The following is a 25,036-nucleotide window of genomic DNA, read 5'->3' on the forward strand; positions in this document are numbered from 1 at the left end:
ACTACCTTAACGCGCAAACGCTACCAAATTCTTTTTGAGCGACCTTAGCGATGTAAGCGATTTCATTATCGTTAAGGTTTTCAACACTCGCTTTTAAATGCCTTTTGATTTGCTCAATCTGGCAACCCACTAGCTTGATTTTCACCACAGCCACCTCAGATTTTAAATTCGTATAGGTGTCGGATACCTGGATCTTAGTCGCTAGGTAATTATAGATAGCGTAGCTGATATTCGTAGTCGTTTGCTCGGACTCATGGAATTGCTCCATGAAGCGTTTTTTATACTTCAACATGATTTCATGAAAAACCACGATCAGGCTCAATTTAGCGTTTAAAGTCGCTTGCTCAATCCCTAAATATTTGTTACTAACAGGGATATACGCCACGCCCATTTCTTCGTAGGGGACTTTAGCGTCTTCAAAAACCCAAGCAGGAGCATCAGACAATTCTGATTTCATGCTCTTTAAATCAGAAACTAAAATCCCATCATCTCTTAAAAGACTCTTAGCGCTTAATGAAACGCTTGAAAACACCCCTAAAAGAGCGATTAAAACCATTCTTTTAAACAAAATGCCACTCCTTAAACTTTAATTTAGGTTTGATTATAGTTAAAAAGTTTTTAATTTCGTTTAATCACAACCAAGTAATCGCATCAACTTTTGATTTTCTTGATTTTTGGCTCGCTTCTGCCACCCTCTTACCCAAAGCGATCAAGCATGCGATTTTAGGCTTATTGATACGCTCTTCTAAAACCTCGCCCACTTTTAAAGGATCAAAGCCTCCAATAATGCAACTATCCAATCCCATTAAGCTCACGCCCATGCAAATTTGCCCCACAGCGATATAGCATTGCTCTAAAATATAGCTTTCCAATTTTTGCATGCTGTGGTTGAATCTCACGCCAAGCATTTGAGCAAAAGAAGGGATCACTCTAACTTTATAAGACTCCGAATAGAGGTTTTGCATGTAATGGCTGTGTGGTAACAACTCGCTGGGTCTTAAAGAGCATACCACCATTAACGCTGAAGTGCTTTTAATCATTTCTTCATTAAAATAGCTGTGTGCTGCAATTTGTTTTTTTAAATCCTTATTAGTAACCATCACAAAATGCCATGGCTGCGTGTTGTAAGAGCTTGGCGATAGCCTAGCGATTTCAGCGATTTCTTCTAATTCTGTGCTAGAAAACTCATAATGGCTATCAAACATCTTGCAAGAATGGCACTCGTTTAATAATTGTCTTCTTTTTTCTTGATCCAAAAATTTCATTGATTTTCCTTTATTTTTTTAGAATTTTTTGTAGCATACAATAAAATCCCTAACGAAACAATTACCATAAGCAAGCTTAAAATCTGCCCCATGCTCAAATTCAAAAAATAAACCCCTAATTGGCTATCCGGCTCTCTGTAAAATTCCGCAATAAAGCGCATCAACGAATACCCCAAGCCATAAACCACGATGAGCAACCCATGCGTTTTGGTGTGCTTTTTAGCCCACATTACCATTAAAAACACGATAACCCCCTCTAAAAACGCTTCAATCAATTGGCTGGGATAACGCAATTGATTATCCACCATAATGCCTATGATTTGCCCTAAATGGCTGTCTTTGGGGACAATCCTCCCCACAAGCTCCTGGTTTAAAAAATTCCCAATCCTCCCAAAAACATACCCTAAAGGCAGGCTAATCGCAATCAAATCCAAATAAATCAAAAGCTTTTTCAAATCCTTACGGCTATAAAGATACGAAGCGATCAAAAACCCCACCAACCCCCCATGATAGCTCATCCCACGAATGCCTACAAAATCCCCATTGCTATCAAAAGGGTTAAAGATTTGCCAAAAATGCGTCAAATAATAGCTGGAATTAGGCTCATAAATAAGAATGTATCCTACCCTTGCCCCTAGCACAATGCCAAGCTCCGCCCATAGAAAATAACTCTCAAATTCCTTCCTTTCAATGGGGAATCGCTTGGGGTCTTTTTGGATCATTCTTAACGCCATATAAAAAGCGGTAACAATCGCGCACGCATACGCCAAACCATACCAATGCACTTCAATACTGCCAAGACTAAAAGCGATAGGGTTAAATTGATCATAAATCGTATTCCAAGCGTTCATGATCAATCCTTAAAATTCAAATTCTTTAGGGGGGATCGCTTCAAATTCATACCCCAATAACGAGATTTTATGCGCATGGAGCATCAAGCGTTTGGCGGAGTGTTGGCTATCGCCATAGATTGTATCGCCTATAATAGGGTGGTTGATATGCTTTAAATGGACTCTGATTTGGTGGGTTCTTCCGGTTTTGATTCCCACTTTTAAAAGGGTTTTTTTGTTGATGATTTTTAAGGGCGTGATGATTGTAACCGCTTCTTGCCCTTTTTTAGAGATTTTACTGAAAGCTTTAGTGGTTTTAATCGTAAGAATGGGAGCGTTGATTTCTCGCTCTTCTTCTACAATCCCTTGAGCGAGCGCTAAATACTCCTTTTTAACCGCCCTATTTTTAAAAGCCTTTTTCGCTTTTAAGTGGAATTCTGAATTTTCTTTCACCAGTAAAATCACCCCGCTTGTTTCTTTATCCAAGCGGTGCAACAAAACCCAACCTTTGAAAAAAGAAACTAAATCATAGCTCTCTATAAAGGGGGGTTTAAAAAGGGCTAGAATGTTTTTATCTTCAAAAATCACGCCGGGTTTTTCAACCTTTTGGACGCTAAAATGCGTGTTTTTGGGTAATTCCTTTCTGGCGACCATCAATTTCTTCCCCCCTATACTCACTAACCCCAAATCAATCAAAGCTTTGGCTTTTTTATGCGAAATGTTTTCTTGAACGCTCAATATTTTATAAGCTTTTTCCATGTTTATCCTTTTTAATGTTTAATGAATGCGAGCAATTCGTTTAAATCATGCCCGTTTTCTAAAAAACGTGCCACGCCTAAATTTTTGTAATCTAAAAGAGCGCCTAACAGATCCTCTTTTGGAACGATTTTATAGGGCTTGACTAGTTCAAACAACGCTACTTGGTTGAAAAGATGCTCCCCTGTGATCAAGCGCGCATTAAAAAACGCCGGCTCTAAAGGGTTATGCCCCCCCATTTTGACAAACGAACCCCCTAAAATGACAATATCAGCGATCGCATAGAAGTTATTCAATTCCCCCAAGCTATCCACTAACAAAATATCGCATTCCACAAAACCCTTTGAAGAAAAACACTCCCAACTAAAAGGCGTCGTTTTTAAAATATCTTGCAACAAATTCCGCACGCTTTTAAAACGCTCGGGGTGGCGCGGCACAACAATTAATCTTGCGTTTTTAAAAGTCTTTTTCAATTCTAAAAACGCTTTTAACCCCAATTCCTCCTCGCCCTCATGCGTGCTGGCTAAAACAATGTTTAAAGCGTCCGGGTTTTTAGGGTAAAACGAAGCGATCACAGGCTTTGAAAAACGCTTGATATTCAAAAAATCCACCACTTTTTTTGCCCCTAGATTCAACAAGCGCTTTTTATCCTCCTTGCTTTGCGCTAAAATCAAATCAATGCGTTTGAATAAAAGCGCATAAAAGAAAGAAAAACGCTGATACTTGGGGTAAGAACGAACGCTGATCCTAGCGTTAATGAGCATGGTTTTTGCCCCTAATTTTTGAGCCGTATCAAACACATTAAACCACAATTCCGCTTCTGTAACCACCAAAGTTTTTAAGCGTTTTAAGTTTTTTTTCCATGCAAACAATAGGGTTTCAAAAGGCAGGTAACGCACTTCTATATGCTTAGAATGCCGATAAGTTTGAGCGGCTAATTCAAAGCCGGTATTAGTGGTAACGCTGATTAAAATCGACTCTTTTAAAGCTTGAATGATCGGCTCTAAGGATTTGACCTCCCCATAAGAGCATGCATGAAACCAAAAAGTCGGCTCGCTTTTTAAAAAATTGTCTTTGAGAAAAAAACGAGCTTTCAAAGAATGGCGGTATTTTTCCTTAAAACTCAAAAGCAAGATGAAAGGCACACCAAAAAGATGCCCCAAAGTTAACAATAAAAGGTAAAAAAACTTAAACAATCAAACTAATTCTTGACTTTCTTTTGGTTGGCTTTCTTTTGGAGGTTGAGCGTTACTTTCATACGCGCCCTCAGCGTATAAAATACGCCCGCAATACGGGCAAGTGATCATATCCCCACTCGTTAGCACTTCGGTATAAATCTTATCGTTTAGTCTAATAAAACAACCCCCACAAGCCTGTTTTTTGATCGTTACAATGCTCGTGTTTTTCGCCCATCTTCTAATCCTTTCATAAAAGCTATAGATTTTAGGCTCGGTTTTTTCCACGAGTTCTTCTTTCTTTTTGAAGATGATTTGTTGGGTTTCTTTGATGTTTTTGACTTCGTTTTCCACTAGGTTTTCCAATTCCAACGCTAATTTTTCAAGCTCTAGCATTTCTTTTTTCAAATTCTCTTGTTTTTCGCTTTTGCGCTTGATTTCATTTTGCAGGTTTTCAATTTCTCTGTTGGCTTGGTTGGAGCGTTCTTTAGCAATATCTTCTTCAATGTTTAAAGAGCGCAATTCCCTTTCGGATTTGATCTCGCTCATTTTCTTTTGAATGCTGGCGATTTTAGCGTTCGTGTCTTGTAGGGTTTGCTCGTTTTTAGAAACCTGTAATTTTAGGGCTAATTTTTCCTCTTCTAAATTCAAAATCGCTTTATTTTTAGCTTCTTTATCATTCAAGGCTTTATCCAAGTCTTTTCGTTTTTCTCTGATCAATGGCTCTAAGGAGTCAATTTCTTTATCCAAATGCGAAATTTCAATCAATTGTTTGAGATGGGTGTTCATCGCTTTCCTTTAAATGATTTGCAAGGGGTTTTTAAAATTCTCTATTGTAACCAAATAATCAAAAGAATGCAAAATTTCAGCCACAATCAGTGCAAAACCCCTTTCGCTATAATAATGCGTGGCGTCAATCAAGCTTATCCCTAAAGATTGAGCGATCATAGCGTCATGGTATTTCACATCGCCTGTAATTAAACAGCTTTGCGCTTTTAAAGAAGAGAACATGGACGCTCCCGATCCGCACACAAACGCTAAATCTTTAATCATTTGAGAACTTTTGACGCATGCTAATTGTCCCACCCCTAAAGAAGATTTAATCCTTTCTACAAGCGCATCAAATTCTATATTAGCGTTTTCTTTCACTAACATAAGGCCTTTTTCTATCAAGCCATCAAACCCTAAAAGCGCACTAGCGAAATGCTTATTTAAATGCGTTTTGTCAAAATTCGTGTGCATGCTGATGACTGAAATGTTTTTTTGGATTAAGATTTTTAAAATATTCCCCGGATAAGCCTCGTAGCTAAGCGTTTTTAAGGGCTTGAAAATTAAAGGGTGGTGCGTGATGATTAGGGCGTTTTGTGGCGCATTTAGAGCGATGTTAAGCGTGATTTCTAAACATGCGACAATCTCGCTAAATTCACTATTTTCACTCCCCACATTCAACCCGCTGTTATCCCACAATTCTTGGAGTTCAAAAGGCGAAAGGCGATTCAAAACTCCCAACACTTCCTTAACTAACGCCATTTTCAGCCTTTGTTAAAGCGTTTTTTAAGCGCTCTTCCCTCTCTTCTTCTTGCTCTTTATAAAGAAGCGCACACCCTTTGGCTAAATCCCTGATTTGTAAAATATAATTTTGCCTTTCAGCCACCGAAATCGCTTTTCTGGCGTCTAAAATATTGAAAAAATGCGAGCATAGCATCACCAAATCATAAGCCGGTAAGGGGAGCTTGTTTTCCAAGCAATGCAAGGCTTCGGCTTGAGCGTTTTTAAACATTTCTAATAGCCTTTTCACGCTCGCTGTTTCAAAATGATACTTGCTGAATTGATATTCGCTTTCTAAATGCACTTGCGCGTAACGCACGCTGTCATGATTGTTTTTAGCCCATTCAATCTCTAGGATATTTTCCACTTTTTGCACATACATCGCCAATCTTTCTAAGCCGTAAGTGATCTCCACCGGGATAGGGCTACAAGCAATGCCTCCCACTTGCTGGAAATAAGTGAATTGCGTAACCTCCATGCCATCAAGCCACACTTCCCAGCCAAGCCCCCATGCCCCCAAAGTCGGACTCTCCCAATTGTCTTCTACAAATCGTATATCATGCTCATTAAGGTTTATCCCTAACACTTCTAAGCTTTTTAAATAGAGTTCCTGGATATGAGAAGGGCTGGGCTTGATGACTACTTGGAATTGGTAATAACTCCCCAAGCGGTTAGGGTTTTCCCCATAGCGCCCATCAGTAGGCCTTCTAGAGGGCGCGACATACGCCACATTCCACGGCTTTTTGTCCAAACTCCTTAAAAGCGTGGCCGGGTGGAATGTCCCAGCTCCTGCAGGAATATCATAAGGCTGGATCACCAAACAGCCTTGATTCTTCCAATACTCTTGTAATTTTAATAATAAACTTGAAAAATCTTGCATGCTCTCTTTCCTTTTAAGCGCGTCTGATCAAATCGTTCATGCTCTCTAGCACACTCTTACCCTTTAAAAGCAAGGCTAATTCGCTCGCAATGGGCGTATAAATGCCGTATTTTCTAGCGATTTCCACAATGGCGTTGGTCGTTTTCACCCCCTCAGCCACTTCGCCTAATTCTTCTAAAACCACCTCTAAAGGCTTGTTTTGGGCTAGCCCCAAACCCACACGATAATTCCTAGATAAAATAGAATTAGCGGTTAAAAACAAATCCCCAGCCCCAGAAAGCCCTAAAAAAGTCTCTGTCTTGCCCCCAAAGAACGCCCCAAAGCGTTGCATTTCCACTAAACCTCTAGACAATAAACTCGCTTTAGCGCTATTGCCTAATTTCAAGCCATCACAAACCCCCCCCGCAATGGCTATCACATTTTTATACGCCCCAGCGATTTCACCCCCTATGATGTCTTGTTGGGCGTAAGCTCTGATAAAAGAGGGGGTTTTATTGGCGAATTCTAGCGCTAAAGCCTGATTATTAGAATGAATGACTAGCGCGCAAGGCAGGCCTTGAATGATTTCAGCCGCAAAACTCGGACCCGCTAAAAAACACACAGAATTAGGATCGATAAAATCCTTTGCGATCTCGCTCACAAACGCCCTGTTTAAAACCTCTATCCCTTTAGAAGCGATTAAAACCTTAGCGTTTTTGGGTAAAGAAGCGTTTTGAAACCATTCCCTTAGATGCTGCACGCTAATAGCGATCACATAGAGCACTGCTTTTAAGCCTCTTTGTAAATCCACTTGCTCTATGGGGGCAGAACCTTTAGAAATCAAAGCGTTATTGAGCTTTTTTAACGGCTCGTTTAAATCGCGCCTTGAAATGATTTTGACTTCATTCTTTTCTCCAAAAGCAAAGGCTAAAGCCCTCCCCCACGCCCCGCCACCAAATACTGCAATTTCCATTAAATTCCTAATCTCATTGATTGTAAAACTCACCATTTTACAATAATAAGTTTAAAATAGCCCTTACATTCAAAACGCTGTCTTTGATTAAAACATATACATATTAAATAATATTTTAAAATTAAAAAGCGTTAAATTAGTTGTTTCTCAATATATCTCATTATATCGCCTACATTGACGATTTTTTCCGCTTGCTCATCAGAAATCTCAATGCCAAACCTTTCTTCTAACGCCATGATTAATTCCACGATATCTAAAGAGTCCACACCTAAATCCTTCACAAGTTTCGCTTCTGGCGTAACTTGTGATACATCTATTTCCAACTGCTCAATAACTGCCTAATAGTTTCAAATAAATTCGTATCATTCGCATTGAAAGCTTTATTGTTGTTTTGTTGATTTTTTGATCGCCTCCACTCCCACAAATTATTTTGAAGCTTCTCATCGTTTAAGCACTCTTGATAAGTTTTCTCATTTGTTTCTTTGTATCCTTTAAGCCTTAACAAATTTTTTAAAGAATAGTCTAATTGGAGCAGTCTATTATCATTATCCATCGCATCTCTAAATTCTTGGATTTTTTCTTGGCTCAAATCATACCAATCCAAGCAAAACATGCACCAATCCCTAAAATACAGCACCATTTCTTTGATTTCTTCAAACTCTCGGCGGTTTGTTTCTTCCGGTGTGTTTTTTAGATCCCTCCACTCCCGCAAATTATTTTGAAGCTCCTCGTTGTTCAAAGACTCTTGATAATCTTTCTCATTTGTTTCTTTGTATTCCCTAAACGTTTGCAAATTTTTTAAAGAGTAATGCAGTTGGAGTAACTCATTACATTTATCTAAACTATCTCTAGTTTCTTGGATCTCTTCTTCACTCCATTCATACCAATCCAAATAAAATAAATTGAGATCCCTGAAAAACAGCACCATTTTTTTGATTTCTTCAAACTCTCGGCGGTTTGTTTCTTCGTCCTCTTCGTCGTTTTGTTCTTTGTATTTTTCCCAAGTGAAAGCGCTCACACGATCAAAAACCTTATCAATGCTCTTTTTAAACAAGTTGATCACTCCGTTCAATCGCGCTAAATTCTCTCTTTTGGATTCTTCTTGCTCAGAAAATTCTTTTTCTAAAATCTCAATTCTTCTAAAAATTTTATCGCTAAAATCATCAAAGCCTTTTTGCATCAAATCCAATCTAACAGAACGCAATTCTCTTTGGTAGCGTTTGAATTTGTTAGCGTCTTGATTAATAGCCTTTTCATACATCCGATGCACTTCGTATAAAACGCTTAAAATTTCGTTTTGTTTCTCGCTCCTTTGATTTAACTTCATTAGAAATTTCTCAAGCGATTTAAAAACTTTGCTTTTTTCGCTGAACTCTTTAATCTCTTGATACCTTGTAGCGCTGTAAGCGCAAATCCCTAAAAACTCAATACCATTATCTTTTAAAGTCTCTCTAATTTTCTTAGCGACTTCTTCTAATTGGCTTTTGGTGCGCCTATCAGCCCTACTCAATACGATAAAAACCTGCTTGCCCTCTTCTTCGTATAATTCTCGCAAAAACTCTAAATCATCGCTTTCAATACCCCCACGCTCGCAACTGATAAGCCATAAAATGTGTTTAGCGTGCTTTAGGGATTCTTTAGAGGCTTCTTTGTCCCCACCCGTATAGCCTTGATTGCCGGGGTTATAGCCAGGCGTGTCTATGAAGCATAAAAATTCAAAAGGCACGCTAGGAGCGTCAAAAGCATGAAGGGCATGATCTCTTTGAGATTAAAGACAAGGGATTCTAAAAACTGATGGTTAAACTTAAGATGTGGTAATTCCACCATGCCCCCATTTTGAGAAAACCCCATTAAAACCTCTTTTTTACCCTTTAAGCAATAAGTGGGGATAGCTGTGGTGGGATCTATGTGTTCAGGGAGTTTTAATTTCAAGCCCAACAAGTTGTTTAAAAAAGTGGATTTGCCCGCGCTAAACCCTCCCCCCACCGCAACGATGGTTTTTTGGAACAAACTAGGGTAGCTCGCTACCAATTGCAATTCTTTTTTAATTTCTTGGAGCATCAGTAACGCTATTTCCTTTTCTTTGAGCGAATCCACGCCGCTAGCGAACTCTAAAAACTCGTTGTCTAAGATTTGCTGGTATTCTTCTAGCCCTTCATTTTCCATTTTAGCGTTTAAAATACGAGCGATTAAATCGTAGCGTTCTTTTAAACCCTCTGTATTGTGGTGGTTTTCAGCCTTGCTATTGTCATTAAAAATACCATTAAAAAAATTAATCATTGGATCTCTTTTAAAGCCTTGATTTTTGCGTCTAATTGAGCGATGGATTGCACTTTATTTTGGACTTGATTGTGCAAATTTTGCATGTCTTTTTGGAGTTTTTTAAGCGTATCGCTGGCAAGGTTTTGCTTTTCTAAATTCCCTCTTAAACCTTGGATATAGCCTTTCACATCTTTTTTAGCCTCAGATTCAAAATTCCTCACATAATTCCCCACGCTTTGTATAAAAGCATCGGCTTCATCGCCTTTTAAATTACCCGTTTTCCCCCTTATCTCGCCAGGAAGCTTATCAGTGTAATCAAACTCTTTAAATTCAATGGAATCTAAAACAGCCATCACGCTTCTTTGGAAAGCCACCTCATCAATCAAATCATCAGAGATGATTTCGCGCAATTGTTTAAAGACTTTAGCGTAGAGTTCTTTTTTGAAAACGACTTTAAAAGAATTAGCACTGTCATTCAAAGCTCCTTCACAGCGTTCATGCATCTCTGTCAAATAATCAAGCACCGCTCCGGCTTTAATGGTTGCTCTTGTGCGTTCTACTTCATTATAGCCCCAATCTTTTTCACCAACAATGCTACCAAAAAATCTTGCCCAACCTCCCAAACCGCCTTGCTTCACTCTTTCAGTGTAACGCTCTTCTTCCTCTTCTTCTCTAGAGTGCATTTTAGCCGTTTGGATAGCTTTCGTTAAGGTTTCTTCCAAGCCAACTCTGATATTGTTGATGAAATGCAAGATAAATTCTTCATACGCTTCCCTAAACTTCGTTTCAATGTTACCAGAAAGGTTTTCATAAACCTCTATTTGCTTTTTGATAGCCCCCATATCAGCGTTTTTAATCCTCTTTTTTTCATCTTCTAGGTCTTGCAATAACTGCACGATCAAATTATGGAGGTTGTTGGCTTGGCTTTTTGCATAATCTTGCAATCTTTGAGAAATGATCTCTTCTTTCCTTTGAGCGGCTTTTTCTAAACGCTCTTTAATCGCGCTCATATTGCTTAAAAACAATAAACTTTCTTTAGACTTATCATCGCTATTAAAAGCGTCAGGGTAAAAATCTTTTAAATTCCGTAAGGCATTGTGATACTCTTCTGTTTTTTGGTTTCTTTCCCAAGAAGCTTGGTTGTTAAAGTCTTTATACATGCTAAAGCAAACCCCTGAAGTCAAAATGACGCCGTTTTTGATTGCTTTTTCAAAAATCTCTCGTTGGTTAGGGTAGTTTTGAATCAACTTTTCCATGATATTATTTAATTGAGATGAAAGGGCTTTTTGCGCGTTTTCTAAGGCTGTAGGGAGGTGTTGGTTGGATTTTTCCACTTCACTCATAGAAAGAACAGCGCTGTCGGCTTGGCTTGCCACAAAATAAATTTCTTGAAGGCCTTCTTTATTAGAAACCCTGTCAAACAGATCCATATCGCTATCCGTTAAAAACTGACCAGAAGGGCTTATAATAAACACCACATCGCAATCTTTCAATAAGGCTTTGGTGCGCTCTTCCCTAGAAGCGATGGGATCATTCACGCCAGGGGTGTCAATCACTTCCAAATCTTTAAGGTTGGGGTTATTCAAAGAAATTTGCACCGCTTTAGTGTAGGGCATGAACTTCCCGTCCGCGCCCACGAATTGGAGCAATTTTTGATTCAGCTCTTGTAAGCTGTTGGCTTGAATGCGCGGATCTAAGTTTTTCGTGTTAAGCGATCCGCTTTTTTTCATTCTTTCGTATTGATCGTGTGATGAAACGAGTTTTTCGTCCCCTTTTAATGTATCTTTAGCGATCCTTTCAGCCCTTTTTACTATTTCTTCATCGCTTAAAACCCTCTCTTTGGGTGCTGCTTCATCGCTTTTATTTCTGCTAACCATACTTAACGCTTTGTTGCTAAAACTCTTTACTCCCTCTTTAGCCCTATTTGACAAACTCTGTTTTTCTTTTTGTTTTTTGACTTCTTCTTCAACAATCCTGTTAAACTCCCTTACATACCTTTCATGTTCGTTTTCAAGCTCTGCAATATCCTTTGGGCTATAAAACTCCACTTCAGCACTCAGGGTATTGGCGTATTTTAAAACAGTAAAACTAGCCGTCATGGGCGTTGCCGCTTTGGGTAAAACCTCTACACCCTCAAAAATCAAAGCGTTTAGAAGCGAGCTTTTGCCCGCTTTCACGCGCCCGATGATACCGACTTTAAGATCCCTATCTTTAGCCTGCATTTCTTTTAGCGTTTTCTCTAACTCTTCGGTTTTGATCACAGAGTTATCGCTCATAAAAGGCTTCGCTCTTTCTTGCAAGCCTTGTTCTTGTAGCGTTTTTTCAACTAAAGCGCTTTTTTTGATGAGTTCTTGAGCGTTCATTTTTAATCCTTTAAATATTGTTGTTCTAGATCGCTTAAAGCGTTGATCTTGTTTTCTAAGATTTGTTTTTGATTTTCTAAATCGTTTAGGTGTTTTTCTTTTTCTTTTTGAGCGAGTGCGATTTCTTGTTTTTTATGTGTGATTTCTAATTCACAACGATCTTTTAAACCTTTTAGGGAATTTTCAAAGCATTCATTAAACAAGCCCGGTAAAACTTTTTTAAGATTGTATTGAACCTCTGGTATCACTTTAACTTCAATCAGATTTTCTAATTTCGCCCGCTCTTTTTCCTCGTTTCTAAAGAATGAAGCGATGATATTAGGCAATAACGCCAATAATTCTTTTAAAAGAGGTTTTAACCCTTGCAAGATCAGCTCGAAGGGTCTTGTAACCGGGTTTTTGGCTAAAATCACGCTTAAGGCGTTGATCCCTAGTTCAAGGCCATGCTCTAAATTCACAGACAAATCGCTAGAAAGCTGCGTGTTGTTCAGGCTTTCAAATTCTGTGCAAAAATCTTTTGAAAAAGAAAGGTTGATCTTTTCAATCTCTAATTTAGCGTTTTTGATCAAGCTTTGTTGCATGATGCTTTCCATTTCGCTATTAAGCTCGTTAGGCCTGTTGATTAAAGCGGCTAAATAAGATTTTTGCTCCCTGACATCTTCTAGCACTTTTTTAACCACCGATCCCACAGCCACGCTAGAATATTCTTCTTCTAAATTAGCCCTTAATTTTTCATAGGTTTTTTCAATGTCTTTAACTCCCAAATCCAAAGCTTTGATTTCTTCTAAAGCCTTTTCTTTAGAGTAATCAAAGCTTTCCATCACGCTTTTTAGGCTGTTTTGTAACCGGGAATTTAAAAACTTCAATCGTTTCAAATACAAAGCGTTAAAAAGCTTTTCAGCGTCTATTTTATCCGCTACCTCTAAAGAGCGTTATTGTCTTTATTGGAATAAATAAGATGCGTTGTCAAATCAAGGTGATCTTGGATTTGATCTTGAATGTAGTGAGAGATTTCTTCTACTTGCGAAGGCGTCCTTAAATTCGTTTTACTCAAAATAAAGCTAAGGCCTTTGTCAAACTCTAAAAGGTTTTTTAATTCCCTAACCATGCGTTTAGTGAGGTTGCCCTCTTCTACGCTTGTGAGGATGACAAAATGCACGCTTCTTTCTAAATATTTGGCATGGGTGTGGCTTGAAATGGGACTATCAAACCCAGGCATATCCACAAACACTAAAGGAGCGCTGTTTTTCAAAGCTTCATTATTCAAATAAACCTTAAGGTAGGAATACTCCGTGGCATTCTCTTTAATCGTCTCAAAACTTTGCTCATTCAGTTCAAAACTCTCTGTTTTTTCATCATTGTTTGAAAAAGCCTCTATGCGTTCATTAGTGCTATAGTGCAACTCAGTGGCTAAAGAAGTCTCTGGCGTGATACCGGTAGGCAAAACGCTCTTTTCTAAAAAGCGGTTTAATAGCGTGCTTTTCCCTGCGCTAAAATTCCCCACAACGGGTATCACAAGCTGTTGTTTTTGAATGCTTGCTAAAAGAGTGAAACATTCTGTTTTATCGATCTCCACTTCTTTTAAAACTTCTAAAACCTGTTCTAAAAACTCCACAAAATTTGTCTGTGCGTATAAAATCATTACCAATCCTTTATATTAAAAATTAAAATCTAAACAAGACGCAAAAATCCCCAAAAAATCCCTAAAAAAAGGGTTTATATGGGTATGGGTTTATATGGGGGTGAAAAAATAAAACGGCTGACTAGAGAGAGAGAAAAAGCGGATTTTTAAGAATAATAGTCATTACAAACTCCTAGCACCATTTAATGGCTCTCATTATACTCAATTTTGATACTCTATTCAAGGTTCTTTTTATTAATCAAAAACTCGTTTTTTCTTTCATTTTGATATGGTCAAACTTCTTTCCTTAAGGGGATGAGGGGGGATTTTGCGATAACCCCCCCTTAACCCCCTTAAAAACCCCCTATCCCCCAAGACCGCTTAAAGAATTATCGCTTGATTAACATCAAGCTCTTTTGATATTTGATTGCAAAAAATGCTTCAAGCATTTTTATTGCCTTACATTTTATTTGATTGTAGAAATTTTTTATAAAGCCCGATTTCTTTCTTTTTAGCTCAAACCCTTCCCCCACTTTAAGAAACTATCGCTTAAACAAGTATTCTACAACCCATGCGTTTGAGAATAAAACAATTTCATTTCTTTAGAAGCGAACTGATTTTTTAAAGCTTGAGCCAAAGATAAAGCCACTTCATCGCTTAAAAAAAGCTTGAATTTAGCGTAGTCTTTGCGCCCGCTCACCTGCTCTTTTTGGCTTAAAAGCAATGAAGAAGCGGCGTATTTATAGCACTCCACATAAAAAAAATCATCAAAGCCTTTTTCAAACAAATAATCTATTAAAGCGTCTTTCAAGCAAATATCAATATAAATTTCTAAAGCGAGCATGCAAAATCCTTTAACTCAAACGATTTTAATCTTTTTAGCGATGAGCATGAACATGGGCGGCAGTAAGAGTAAGGTTAGAGCGCTTGAGGTGACTAAGCCCCCAAGCACCACGATCGCTAAAGGTTTTTGGACTTCTGATCCTACGCTATGAGAAAATAATAAAGGGAGCAAACCCAAACCGGCAATGCAAGCGGTCATTAAAACCGGTCTCAAACGCCTTTTAGCGCCCAATAAAACGCATTCTTCTACGCTTTTTCCTTGTAAGAGAAGCTCTTTAAAATAGCCTATCATCACCACGCCATTTAAAACCGCAATCCCAAAAAGAGCGATAAAGCCCACGCTCGCTGGCACGGAAATATACTCCCCTACCACAAACAACGCAATAAGGCCTCCAGTAACCGCAAAAGGGATATTCAAAAGAATGAGCAAGGCTAAAGGAATGCTTTTAAAAGTGAAAAAAAGAATGAAAAAAATCGCTAAGATGCTTAAAGGGATAACGGTGGAAAGCCTTTTATTGGCCCGTTGCTGGTTTTCAAACTGCCCCCCATAAGTGATATAGTAGCTGGGAGGGAGTTTGATGTTTTGAGCGATCACTTTTTTAGCCTCTTCTACAAAAGAGTCCAAATCGCGCCCCACCACATTACTGCGAACCACGCTCATGCGCATTGAATTTTCACGCACGATAGAAACAGGGCCATCCACTTCTTCAATTTTAGCGATAGAAGTGATAGGCACTAAAACGCCATATTTTGAAGTCAAGGCTAAACTTTTGATTTTAGTGATAGAGCTTGCAAAATCACTCTCTTGGCGGATCATCACCGGCGTGCGTGAAATCCCTGTAGGGATCACATCTACAACCAAGCCCTCTAAAGCGGATTTTAAAAACTTGGAAAATTCATTGCTAGTGATCCCCACATTCGCCATCGATTCTTTATTAGGGATTACATACAAATAATTCACGCCCTCATTGAGCGTGGTTAAAACTTCACTAGAGCCTTTAATCCCTTTTAGAGCTTGCGCGATTTGAAAACTCAATTTATTCAATTCGCTAATATCATCTCCAAAAATCTTAACCGCTAAATCCCCCCTAACCCCTGTAAGCATTTCAGAAATCCTCATTTCAATGGGTTGGGTGAAAGAAAAGTTAATCCCCTTAAAGTCTTTTAAGGAATCTGTGATTTTTTCCAATAATTCATCTTTGGTTTTAACGCTCCATTCTTTTTTAGGGATGAAAGAAATAAAAGTATCGGTTTGATTCAAGCCCCCTAAATCCAGCCCCAATTCATCGCTCCCTGTGCGCGCGACAATGCTTTTGACTTCCTTGACATGCTTTTTAATCGCGTTTTCAATGTTTAACATGAGATCCCTAGATTGATCTAAAGAAATAGAAGGAGCGGTTTCCACGCTCAAAACCACATCGCCCTCATCTAAAATGGGCATGAAATTCTTTCCCACAAAGGGAAATAAAGAAAGGCTTGCGATTAAAAAAACAAACGCTCCTAAAATCACTTTTTTAGGGTTATGCACAAAAAAATCCAATAAAGGGGTGTAGATTCTGTTTAAAAACCTCGTCAAAAAGGTTTCGCTATGGGGCGTGGCTTTTAAAACAAGAGAGCTCACTACAGGAATGATAGTGATGGATAAAACTAAAGTGCCTAAAAGCGCATACACAATGCTTTGCGCTAAAGGCCTAAACATCTTGCCCTCTAACCCCTGTAAGGTTAGAATCGGCACAAAAAACACCATAATAATCACCACCCCGCTCACCACTGAAACGGCGATTTCTTTGCAAGAGCGATAGATCGCATGGAGTTTAGTGGTTTTAGTGTTAGCGCTCAATTTTTCAAAAGCGTTTTCCACCACCACCACGGCTGAGTCAATGAGCATGCCTATAGCGATAACCAACCCCCCTAAACTCATCAAGTTTAAAGTCAAATCGCTAATCTTAATAAAAATAAACGCCACGGACAAGCTTAAGGGTAAAATCACCCCCACAGCCACGCTCGCCCTCAAATTCCCTAAAAATAAAAAGAGCGTGATGATGATTAAAACAACGGCTTCAATGAGCGTTTTAGAAACGGTGGCAATGGCTTTTTGCGTGAATTCTGATCGATCATAAAAAACATTAATAGACACGCCACTTGGTAAAAAGGGTTTTAATTCTTCTAGTTTTTGATACACTTGAGTGATGATTTCTTTGGTGTTGGCGTCTTTTAAAGAAAGCACTAACCCTTCTGTGGTCTCACCCACGCCATCTTTAGTAACAAACCCCAAACGGGTGCGAGACTGGCTGATGACTTTCGCAAAATCCTTAATGTGCAAATGCCCTAAATTCGTGGAAACGGTGATTTTGCCAATGTCTTCTAAACTCAAAGAAGCGGTTTGGATTTTGACTAAAAAGGTTTCGCCATCTCTATCCACGCGCCCCGCTCCGCTGTTTCTTAAATTCACTCTTACAGCCTCTTCTAAATCAGAAATGCTTATCCCAAGCCTCGCCATGTCATTAAAATCCGGCACAATCACAAACGCTCTGCTAAAGCCTCCAATAGAATTGACATCCGCCACGCGGCTAATCATTCTTAATTGCGGGCGGATCACAAAGTCTAAAAGCTGTCGTTTTTCTATCTCGGTGATATTGCCATCAATGGTGAACATAAAGATATCTGATAGCGGCGTAACAATGGGCGCCATGCCCCCTTCAACCCCCACGGGTAAATCTTTCATCACGCTGCTCAAGCGCTCATTGACAATATTCCTCGCTAAATAAATATCCACGCTGTCATCAAAATCTATCGTGATGTCTGAAATAGAATATTTTGAAATACTTCTTAAAGATTTTTGCCCTTTTAGCCCTAAAAGCTCCAATTCTAAAGGGCGCACGATGTTGTTTTCCATTTCTTCAGGGCTAGAGCCAGGGAGTTTTAAAATGATTTTAACTTGAGTGGGCGAAATATCCGGGAAAGCGTCCACTGGAGTGTTGATAAAACTATAAGTCCCAAAAAATAAAATAAGAATAGCGCCAACAATCACGATTATTCGCTGGCGTAAGGAAAATTCAATAATGGAAGCGAGCATTATTCTTCCCCTAAATTGTTGATCATGCCTTTTAACCCTATCAATGACCCCACTGCCACGCTGTCATTAGGGTGTAAATTTTGAGCGTTCACGATAAAAATCTTGCTGCGCTCTTCTAAAACTTGAACCACCACAGGCCTAAAACCTTTAGGCGTTCTCACAAACACTAAGTAATCTTTCCCGTTTCTGATTAAAGCGTTTGAAGGGATTAAAACCGAGTCTTTGGGTTGAGAGCCTTGAATATACATTTCTACCATTTCCCCCACATGGTAATTGCTCTCATCTAATAAGGCGGTGGCTAAAATCGTGTTAGAGCCTTTGTCTAACACCACCGAAACGCTTTGGATCTTCCCGATTTTTTCCCCCTCTTCATTATAGACCGGCGAATCTCTTTTAATGGATTTAGAAACGCCTATAGGCAATTTGATTTGAGCAATCAAATCATCGCTTTTTGAAATACGCACATAGCTAGTGAAAGCCAAAATCTTCTCGCCCACATTTTTAGGCGCTAACGCCAAAAGACCGCTATCGCTAGCCACAATCCTAAAACCATAATGCCCTTTAGGGTTTTTGGGATCCACGCCAAAGCTTTTAAAAGTGGATTCTAGTTGATTGACTTTTAAGCCCATTTCTTCACTGGTTAGAAAGCTCGTTTGATACTCCCTTTTAGGGATCACCCCCGCCCTATAAAGCTCTAAATCTTTTTTAGTAATATCTTTAGCGATTTTTAATTTATTTTGGTTGTTTTGCAATTCAAAATACAGATTGCTCAAATCAATAGAGCTCACTTCACAGATCGCATCTCCAGCTTTCACCTGCTCGCCCTCTCTTTTATAAACCGCAACCACAGACGCATCAAAACTCAAGCTCTGCACCACAGAGCTTTTACTATCAAAATCAATATAAGCGTTAAAAGGAAGCCCTTTACTAAAAATTTCTTTATCTAAACTGATAACCTTTAACCCCATGGGTTGCAAGTTTTTTTCTTCCAAAACAATTTCTGGATACTCTTTGGCCTTTAAAGAAACACCCATTGAAAAAACGCCCATTAACATCAGCCACAATAACGCCCGCTTCAATGCAATACTCCTAATCTGGTCAAGCTCTCCCCTAAAGTCTCTTCTAAAAGCGCGCTAATATCAATGTATTCAATCTTAGCTTCCGCTAGAGTGATGAGAGCGTCCATGTAAGAATTTTGATAAATCAAGTATTCAAAAAGTCCGATTTTTTGGGCTTCATAAGCGAGGCGCCCCATTTCCATCAAACGCTTCTTATTAGCAATGGCTTCTTTTTGGGTTTCAATGTATGCTTCTTTGGTTTTGAGCTGGTTTAAGTAGGAGTTGGCGTTGATTCTAATGTTTCGTTTCATCACTTCATTTTGCACGAGCGTCCCGCTTTGCAAATCCAAGAATTTACGCTTTTGATAGATATTTTTAGGCGTTACCGGTAAAGGGATACGCACTTCTACAGAAAGATTAGTTGAAGAGTTATAGCTTTCAGAGCCAATCCCAAACTCAAATGCATTAAACACATCTCTATTAGCCAATTTCGCATTCACCTGATAATCTTTAGCCGTCAAATCCAAAATATCCACATACAACGAGCGATCCAATTTAAACTTTAACGCTTCAGGTTCTAATCGCACGTATTCAAAATCTAAACCGATCACCTTGACATCATGCAAATGATCTAAATAAGTGTCAAAATGCGCCCCCTCTTTGACCGGCTCCACAATAGCGAGCATCGTGTCTAGCATTTTTTCTAAATCTATGAGTTTGGTTTCCACATTGGTTTTAGCGAGTTTGGATTCCAAATAAGAATTATTGAAGTTGATATAGTCCTTTTCGCTCATGCTGCCGGCTTTGACTTTTTCTTTAGCGATTTTGAGCTGCGAATAAAAGTTCGCTTCCCGTTGCACATACACCTGATATTTTTCTTTAGTCATCACATAAGTCAAATAAAGGCGTTTAGCGCCAATAAAAGCGAGATTTTTATTTAATTGATAACTCTTATCGTATTGAATGGTTTTAATAGAAAGGCTTTTGGATAAAAGCGAGCTCACCCATGGAAGTTTGGGTCTTATCATTAAAAGGGTTCTGGGTTGCGCTTCTATAATGCCTTGGAAGTTTTTCACCATAGAAGTTTCATTCTCAATATAGGGAAAATCCCAAGCATTCACGGATCGTTGCTCATTCAAACGGCTTTTAAAATCGGCTTTTTTGCCGATCAACTCCATTGAATTGGTTTCTACTTCTTTAAAAAACTCTTGTAGGGTAAAGATTTTCGCGCTAAGCATGCCCACGCTAAACATGCTTATAAAAAAAGTTACCCCCAAAAAACGCCGGACTTTGCGTTTGACAGCATTAAATCGCAATTTCTTTAATATCCCCAATCTCTAAGAAACTTTGATACACGCCCCACAAGAAATTTTTACGATTTTTTTGGATTTCTATATCTTTATCCATGACTAGCACGCTTTTAAAATATTCTTCTAAAGGCGCATGCAAACCAAAATAAGCCTCTATTTTGCTATCCAAACCCTCAAAAGTGCTTGTTTTGATCGCGTTAAACGCTTCAAAAAGGGCATGCTCTTGCGATTCTTTGAAAAGACTCGTGGAAAACCCGCTTGACTCGTTAGGGTTTCTGTCTTTATTGATATTGGCTAGGCGTTTGAAAGCGCTAAAAAGCAACTCTTTTTTTTGAGCGTTCTTAGGATCGTCTAAAAAGCGTTTTAAGGCTTTGACTTTTTGAATGATTGTAACAATATCTCGCTCATTGGTGTTTAACACGCTCCTTATAATAGAGGGGTTGCAATCTATTAAATTATTAAAGCGCTCTAGTAAAAACTTCTCTAAAATTTCTAAATCAAAGCTTTGATAAACGGCCACTTCTTCAAAGAGATTTTTTAAATCCGCTTTCAAATCAAATTCTAACCCGTAATGCGCGATGATTTTCAATAGCCCAAAACTCAAGCGCCTTAAAGCAAAAGGATCTTTAGAACCGCTAGGGATTTTACCCGCGCTAAAAAGAGAAAACAGGCTGTCTAATTTCAAGCTCAAAGCCACGATTGAACTAAAAACGCTAGAGGGCAAGGGGGCGTTTTCGCTTGCGGGCAAATACTGCTCTTTCACACTCAAAGCGACTAACTCGTTTTCGTTTTGTTTTAAAGCGTAGTAATAGCCCATGATCCCTTGAAGTTCGCTAAATTCATACACCACTTCACTGAGTAAATCCGCCTTAGCGATTTTAACGGCTCGGCTAACTAACTCAAGGGCTTTTTCTAAAGGCATGTTTAAAGATGAAATATATTTTTGCGTCAAGTATTGGGCGATGGTTGATTCGCGCTCCATTTTATCTTTTAAAGTCCCTAAACCTTGCACAAAAACCACGCTCTCTAAAGGAGCGTTATCCAAAGGCTTTTTGAGATCGTTTTCATAAAAGAAAACCGCATCGCTCAAACGGGCTTTTAAAACCTTTTGATTGCCTGCAATGATTTTTTGCTTGTCTTTATTGATAGCGTTACTCACCACGATAAAGCCGTTGTATAATGTTGGGCTTTCTTCTTGGCTTTTTTGACAAAAGGTTGCAAAATAGCGTTGGTTTTCTTTCATGGAAGTGGTGATGATTTCACTGGGTAATTTTAAAAACGCCTTGTCAAACTCCCCTAAAAGCGCACTGGGGTATTCTGTGATCGCTACAACTTCATCTAATAGATCCCTATCTATTTCTACAATAATGTCATGCTTTGTTTCTAACTCTTTAATTTCTTGCAAGATTTTCGCTTCGCGCTTTTTAGGGTCTAAAATGACATGGTTTTTTTCTAAAACTTCAAAATACGCTTTAGGGCTATCCACCTGGATAAAATCAAAACCCTCTTGTCGGTGTGCTTTCGTGGCTTGCTTGGTTTTAAAGCCATACTCTTTGACTTCAATACCGTTAAAATCTTCCCCATTAAACAACACGCAAATATTATGAATGGGTCTGATAAAGCTTTTTTCCACATTGCCCCAACGCATAGACTTCCCAAAATTCAAACCCTCTAAAAACTCTAACACAATAGGCATGATTAAGTCTTTTGTAGGCTCTTTTTCATGGATTTTAGCGTGATAAAGCACTTCTTTATTGTTTTTAAACGCTGTTTGGAAATGCTTGGGATCCTTTAGTCCTAATTTTTGATAAAACCCTAAACCTAGCACGTTCAACCCTTGCGTTTTATCTTGGTGATTGCATGCGATTTTAACGGGAGGGCCAAAAAATTCCTCTTTAGTTTCTTGGGTTAAAAGAGGAAAGTCTTTGATGAACAAACACAAGCGCCTAGGGGTGTAAAAAACCTCTATAGTTCCCACTTCTAAAGCGCGTTTTTGAAAAAGAGCGTGGAGTTTTTTAGGCATTTCTTTATATTCATTCAATAACGCTTGTGCGGGCAATTCTTCAACTAAAATCTCTACTAACAATTCATCTGAATGCAAAATCTCAATTCTCCCTAAAAAACAAAATCACTTTTAAGACTAAATCATGTTAGAATTATACTTGAATTTATTTTTAGTTTAGTTTATTTTTTAAATACAAAAGGTAGGCGTTTTGAAACATTTAACCCCACTCACTCACACCATCTTTAAAGCCTTATGGCTAGGCACAGCCTTAAGCGCATCTTTAAGCTTAGCCGCAACAGAAAGCCCCACTAAAACAGAGCCTAAGTCCGCTAAAGGGGTTAAAAACAAGCCCAAATCGCCCGTTACTAAAGTCATGATGACCAATTGCGACAACCTTAAAGACTTTAACGCTAAGCAAAAAGAAGTTTTAAAAGCCGCCTATCAATTCGGCTCTAAAGAAAATTTAGGCTATGAAATGGCAGGCATTGCATGGAAAGAGTCATGCGCAGGGGTTTATAAAATCAATTTTTCAGATCCGAGCGCGGGCGTGTATCATTCTTATATCCCAAGCGTTCTAAAAAGCTATGGGCATAATGATAGCCCCTTTTTGCGTAATGTGATGGGGGAATTGCTCATTAAAAACGATTCGTTTGCTTCTGAAGTGGCTTTAAAAGAGTTGCTCTATTGGAAAACACGCTACCATGACAATCTAAAAGACATGATTAAATCTTACAACAAGGGCAGTCGTTGGGAAAAAAACGAAAAGTCTAACGCTGATGCTGAAAAATATTATGAGGATATACAAGACAGGATCAGGCGTTTGAAAGAATCTAAAATCTTTGATTCGCAGTCTAGTAATGACCAAGAATTGCAAAAAAGCGCTAATAGCAACCTGGATTTAGACCCTATCGGCAACGCCATGCCCCAAACCTTAATTGCTAAAGAAACTCAAACAGAGCAAACCCAAGCAGAAAAACCCCAAGAAATGAAAGAGGCAACTAGCGAGCAAATAACCAACAAGCCAGAAAAAGCAAAAGATAAACCCATGTATTTGGCTCAAATCAATAGTGCTGATTTCACACCCGCTAAAAAACGCTCTCAAAAACCGGCTAAAGTGAGTCCAAAACGCTCCTCTAAAAATAATATAAATAATATTAAAAGCCACGCTAAAACCGCTTCCAAAAATTCCAAAAAACAAGAAGTGTGCAAAAATTGCTCTCCAGGGCAAAGGAATGCGATTTTAGCCAACCACATCACTCTCATGCAAGAGCTTTAAAAAGTCCTAAAAATGGCGCAAAAAACTCTTTTGATTATCACTGATGGCATTGGGTATCGTAAAGATAGCGATCATAACGCTTTCTTTCATGCTAAAAAACCCACTTATGACTTGATGTTTAAAACCTTGCCTTATAGCCTGATTGATACGCATGGCTTGAGCGTGGGTTTACCTAAGGGGCAAATGGGGAATTCTGAAGTGGGGCATATGTGCATTGGGGCTGGTAGGGTGCTGTATCAGGATTTAGTCAAAATTTCTTTAAGCCTTCAAAACGATGGATTAAAAAACAACTCCGCTTTTTTAAACACGATCCAAAAAAGCCCTGTGGTGCATCTTATGGGTTTGATGAGCGATGGAGGCGTGCATTCACACATTGAGCATTTTATCGCTTTGGCTTTAGAGTGTGAAAAATCCCATAAAAAAGTCTGTCTGCATTTAATCACCGATGGGCGCGATGTCGCTCCTAAAAGCGCTTTAACTTATTTAGAAACCATGCAAAATATCTGCAATGAAAACATTCAAATCGCTACCATAAGCGGTCGTTTTTATGCCATGGATAGGGATAAGCGCTTTGAAAGGATTGAGCTTGCGTATCATAGCTTAATGGGGCTTAATCACACGCCTTTAAGCCCTAGCGAGTATATCCAAAGCCAGTATGATAAAAATATTACCGATGAATTTATCATGCCCGCTTGTTTTAAAGATTATTGCGGCATGCAAGATGATGAAAGCTTTATTTTTATCAATTTCAGGAATGATAGGGCTAGAGAAATCGTGAGCGCTTTAGGCCAAAAGGAATTCAGTGGCTTTAAACGCCAAGCTTTTAAAAAACTCCATATCGCTACCATGACGCCTTATGATAACACTTTCCCCTACCCTGTTTTATTCCCCAAAGAAAGCGTTCAAAACACGCTCGCTGAAGTAGTCTCTCAACACAACCTGACCCAAAGCCATATCGCTGAGACTGAAAAATACGCGCATGTAACCTTTTTCATCAATGGCGGAGTGGAAACGCCTTTTAAAAATGAAAACCGGGTGCTTATCCAAAGCCCAAAAGTAACCACTTATGATTTAAAGCCTGAAATGAGCGCTAAAGAAGTAACCCTTGCGGTGTTAGAGCAAATGAAACTAGGCACGGATTTGATCATTGTGAATTTTGCTAATGGCGATATGGTAGGGCATACAGGGAATTTTGAAGCGAGTATCAAAGCGGTAGAAGCAGTGGATGCATGCTTAGGGGAAATCCTTTCACTGGCTAAAGAATTGGATTACGCCATGCTTTTAACCAGCGATCATGGGAATTGCGAGCGCATGAAAGATGAAAACCAAAACCCCTTAACCAACCACACCGCTGGGAGCGTGTATTGCTTTGTTTTGGGGGATGGAGTCAAATCCATAAAAAACGGAGCGTTGAACAATATCGCTAGCAGCGTGTTAAAGCTCATGGGCATCAAAGCCCCAGCAACGATGGACGAACCCCTATTTTAAACTAAAGGAAAAGAATGCAAATTGATGATAAACTATTGCAACGCTTAGAAAAATTGAGCATGCTAGAGATTAAAGACGAGCGTAAAGAGAGTGTTAAAGGCCATTTAGCGGAGGTTTTAGGCTTTGTAGAAAACATCTTCGCTTTAGAAACTCATGATCTAAAAACAGATACGCATCTTAGCACCCCCTTAAGAGAAGACGAGCCCAAAAGCCAACCTAACATTGCCAAAGAGATTTTAAGCCACAACAAACACAGCCAGGATCATTATTTCGTTGTGCCCAAAATCATTGAATAGGTTTGATTGAATAGGTTTTATATCGAGTTAAA

The 25,036-nt window shown here is 38.9% G+C and carries 19 protein-coding genes and 2 pseudogenes; 3 read left to right on the forward strand and 18 right to left on the reverse strand.

All coding sequences use genetic code 11. The annotated features are described in order from the left end of the window. Position 1: 1 nt before the first annotated feature. The 18 genes and pseudogenes from KX581_RS06115 to glyS all read right to left on the reverse strand — a co-directional run bounded on the left by KX581_RS06115 (position 2) and on the right by glyS (position 22,040). Positions 2-568: a hypothetical protein gene (locus KX581_RS06115; protein ID WP_231175857.1), complete on the reverse strand. Its 567-nt coding sequence runs from the start codon at positions 566-568 to the stop codon at positions 2-4. Positions 569-632: 64 nt separating this feature from the next. Next, a complete protein-coding gene (gene rdxA / locus KX581_RS06120) occupies positions 633-1,265 on the reverse strand; it encodes an oxygen-insensitive NAD(P)H-dependent oxidoreductase RdxA (RefSeq protein ID WP_231175858.1) in 633 nt (210 codons plus the stop codon). Continuing rightward, the gene (lgt, locus tag KX581_RS06125; RefSeq protein WP_180445885.1) at positions 1,262-2,116 is read right to left on the reverse strand and encodes a prolipoprotein diacylglyceryl transferase; all 855 of its coding nucleotides are present in this window, start codon (positions 2,114-2,116) and stop codon (positions 1,262-1,264) included. Before lgt ends, rdxA begins: the two co-directional genes overlap by 4 nt. A 9-nt stretch (positions 2,117-2,125) precedes the next feature. Beyond that, positions 2,126-2,854 carry an RluA family pseudouridine synthase gene (locus KX581_RS06130; RefSeq protein ID WP_231175859.1) on the reverse strand — a complete coding sequence of 243 codons (729 nt, stop codon included), beginning with the start codon at positions 2,852-2,854 and terminating at the stop codon, positions 2,126-2,128. A gap of 11 nt (positions 2,855-2,865) precedes the next feature. After that, positions 2,866-4,047 (reverse strand): lipid IV(A) 3-deoxy-D-manno-octulosonic acid transferase, encoded by a 1,182-nt coding sequence (gene waaA / locus KX581_RS06135; RefSeq protein WP_231175860.1) that lies wholly within the window; start codon positions 4,045-4,047, stop codon positions 2,866-2,868. After that, the gene (locus tag KX581_RS06140) at positions 4,048-4,815 is read right to left on the reverse strand and encodes a zinc ribbon domain-containing protein (protein ID WP_231175861.1); all 768 of its coding nucleotides are present in this window, start codon (positions 4,813-4,815) and stop codon (positions 4,048-4,050) included. A gap of 9 nt (positions 4,816-4,824) precedes the next feature. After that, on the reverse strand, positions 4,825-5,556 hold the full coding sequence (locus KX581_RS06145; protein WP_231175862.1) for a GTP cyclohydrolase I: 732 nt from the start codon (positions 5,554-5,556) through the stop codon (positions 4,825-4,827). Then, positions 5,543-6,454, reverse strand: a complete 912-nt coding sequence (gene glyQ, locus KX581_RS06150; protein WP_231175863.1) for a glycine--tRNA ligase subunit alpha — start codon at positions 6,452-6,454, stop codon at positions 5,543-5,545. The genes KX581_RS06145 and glyQ overlap by 14 nt, the downstream gene beginning before the upstream one ends. A gap of 13 nt (positions 6,455-6,467) precedes the next feature. Then, positions 6,468-7,406, reverse strand: coding sequence for an NAD(P)H-dependent glycerol-3-phosphate dehydrogenase (locus KX581_RS06155; protein WP_180510857.1), 939 nt, complete (start codon positions 7,404-7,406; stop codon positions 6,468-6,470). Positions 7,407-7,537: 131 nt separating this feature from the next. Beyond that, a complete protein-coding gene (gene acpP / locus KX581_RS08415; RefSeq protein WP_414600161.1) occupies positions 7,538-7,687 on the reverse strand; it encodes an acyl carrier protein in 150 nt (49 codons plus the stop codon). A gap of 32 nt (positions 7,688-7,719) precedes the next feature. Further along, positions 7,720-9,686 (reverse strand): annotated as a pseudogene (locus tag KX581_RS06165) (dynamin family protein). Then, complete coding sequence (locus KX581_RS06170; RefSeq protein ID WP_231175864.1) at positions 9,683-12,031, reverse strand: dynamin-like GTPase family protein; 2,349 nt, start codon at positions 12,029-12,031, stop codon at positions 9,683-9,685. Before KX581_RS06170 ends, KX581_RS06165 begins: the two are co-directional and overlap by 4 nt. 2 nt (positions 12,032-12,033) lie before the next feature. Beyond that, positions 12,034-13,673 (reverse strand): annotated as a pseudogene (locus tag KX581_RS06175) (dynamin family protein). 541 nt (positions 13,674-14,214) lie between these two features. Next, positions 14,215-14,496: a DUF3240 family protein gene (locus KX581_RS06180; protein WP_000880319.1), complete on the reverse strand. Its 282-nt coding sequence runs from the start codon at positions 14,494-14,496 to the stop codon at positions 14,215-14,217. Positions 14,497-14,511: 15 nt separating this feature from the next. Then, on the reverse strand, positions 14,512-17,571 hold the full coding sequence (locus KX581_RS06185) for an efflux RND transporter permease subunit (RefSeq protein WP_231175865.1): 3,060 nt from the start codon (positions 17,569-17,571) through the stop codon (positions 14,512-14,514). After that, a complete protein-coding gene (locus KX581_RS06190) occupies positions 17,571-18,650 on the reverse strand; it encodes an efflux RND transporter periplasmic adaptor subunit (RefSeq protein WP_231175866.1) in 1,080 nt (359 codons plus the stop codon). Before KX581_RS06190 ends, KX581_RS06185 begins: the two co-directional genes overlap by 1 nt. Continuing rightward, the gene (locus KX581_RS06195; protein ID WP_231175867.1) at positions 18,647-19,945 is read right to left on the reverse strand and encodes a TolC family protein; all 1,299 of its coding nucleotides are present in this window, start codon (positions 19,943-19,945) and stop codon (positions 18,647-18,649) included. The genes KX581_RS06190 and KX581_RS06195 overlap by 4 nt, the downstream gene beginning before the upstream one ends. Beyond that, the gene (glyS, locus tag KX581_RS06200) at positions 19,935-22,040 is read right to left on the reverse strand and encodes a glycine--tRNA ligase subunit beta (protein ID WP_231175868.1); all 2,106 of its coding nucleotides are present in this window, start codon (positions 22,038-22,040) and stop codon (positions 19,935-19,937) included. Before glyS ends, KX581_RS06195 begins: the two co-directional genes overlap by 11 nt. A 112-nt stretch (positions 22,041-22,152) precedes the next feature. Here glyS and KX581_RS06205 point away from each other — a divergent pair, with 112 nt between their 5' ends. From KX581_RS06205 to gatC, 3 genes are read left to right on the forward strand one after another with little or no spacing between them, the layout of a single operon-like run. After that, positions 22,153-23,220 carry a hypothetical protein gene (locus KX581_RS06205; RefSeq protein WP_231175869.1) on the forward strand — a complete coding sequence of 356 codons (1,068 nt, stop codon included), beginning with the start codon at positions 22,153-22,155 and terminating at the stop codon, positions 23,218-23,220. Between the two features lie 12 nt (positions 23,221-23,232). After that, on the forward strand, positions 23,233-24,708 hold the full coding sequence (gpmI, locus tag KX581_RS06210; RefSeq protein ID WP_180629483.1) for a 2,3-bisphosphoglycerate-independent phosphoglycerate mutase: 1,476 nt from the start codon (positions 23,233-23,235) through the stop codon (positions 24,706-24,708). A gap of 14 nt (positions 24,709-24,722) precedes the next feature. Further along, the gene (gene gatC, locus KX581_RS06215) at positions 24,723-25,004 is read left to right on the forward strand and encodes an Asp-tRNA(Asn)/Glu-tRNA(Gln) amidotransferase subunit GatC (RefSeq protein WP_097682549.1); all 282 of its coding nucleotides are present in this window, start codon (positions 24,723-24,725) and stop codon (positions 25,002-25,004) included. Positions 25,005-25,036 lie beyond the last annotated feature (32 nt).

It is taken from the genome of Helicobacter pylori (assembly GCF_021062735.1).
GTDB lineage: Bacteria > Campylobacterota > Campylobacteria > Campylobacterales > Helicobacteraceae > Helicobacter > Helicobacter pylori_DN.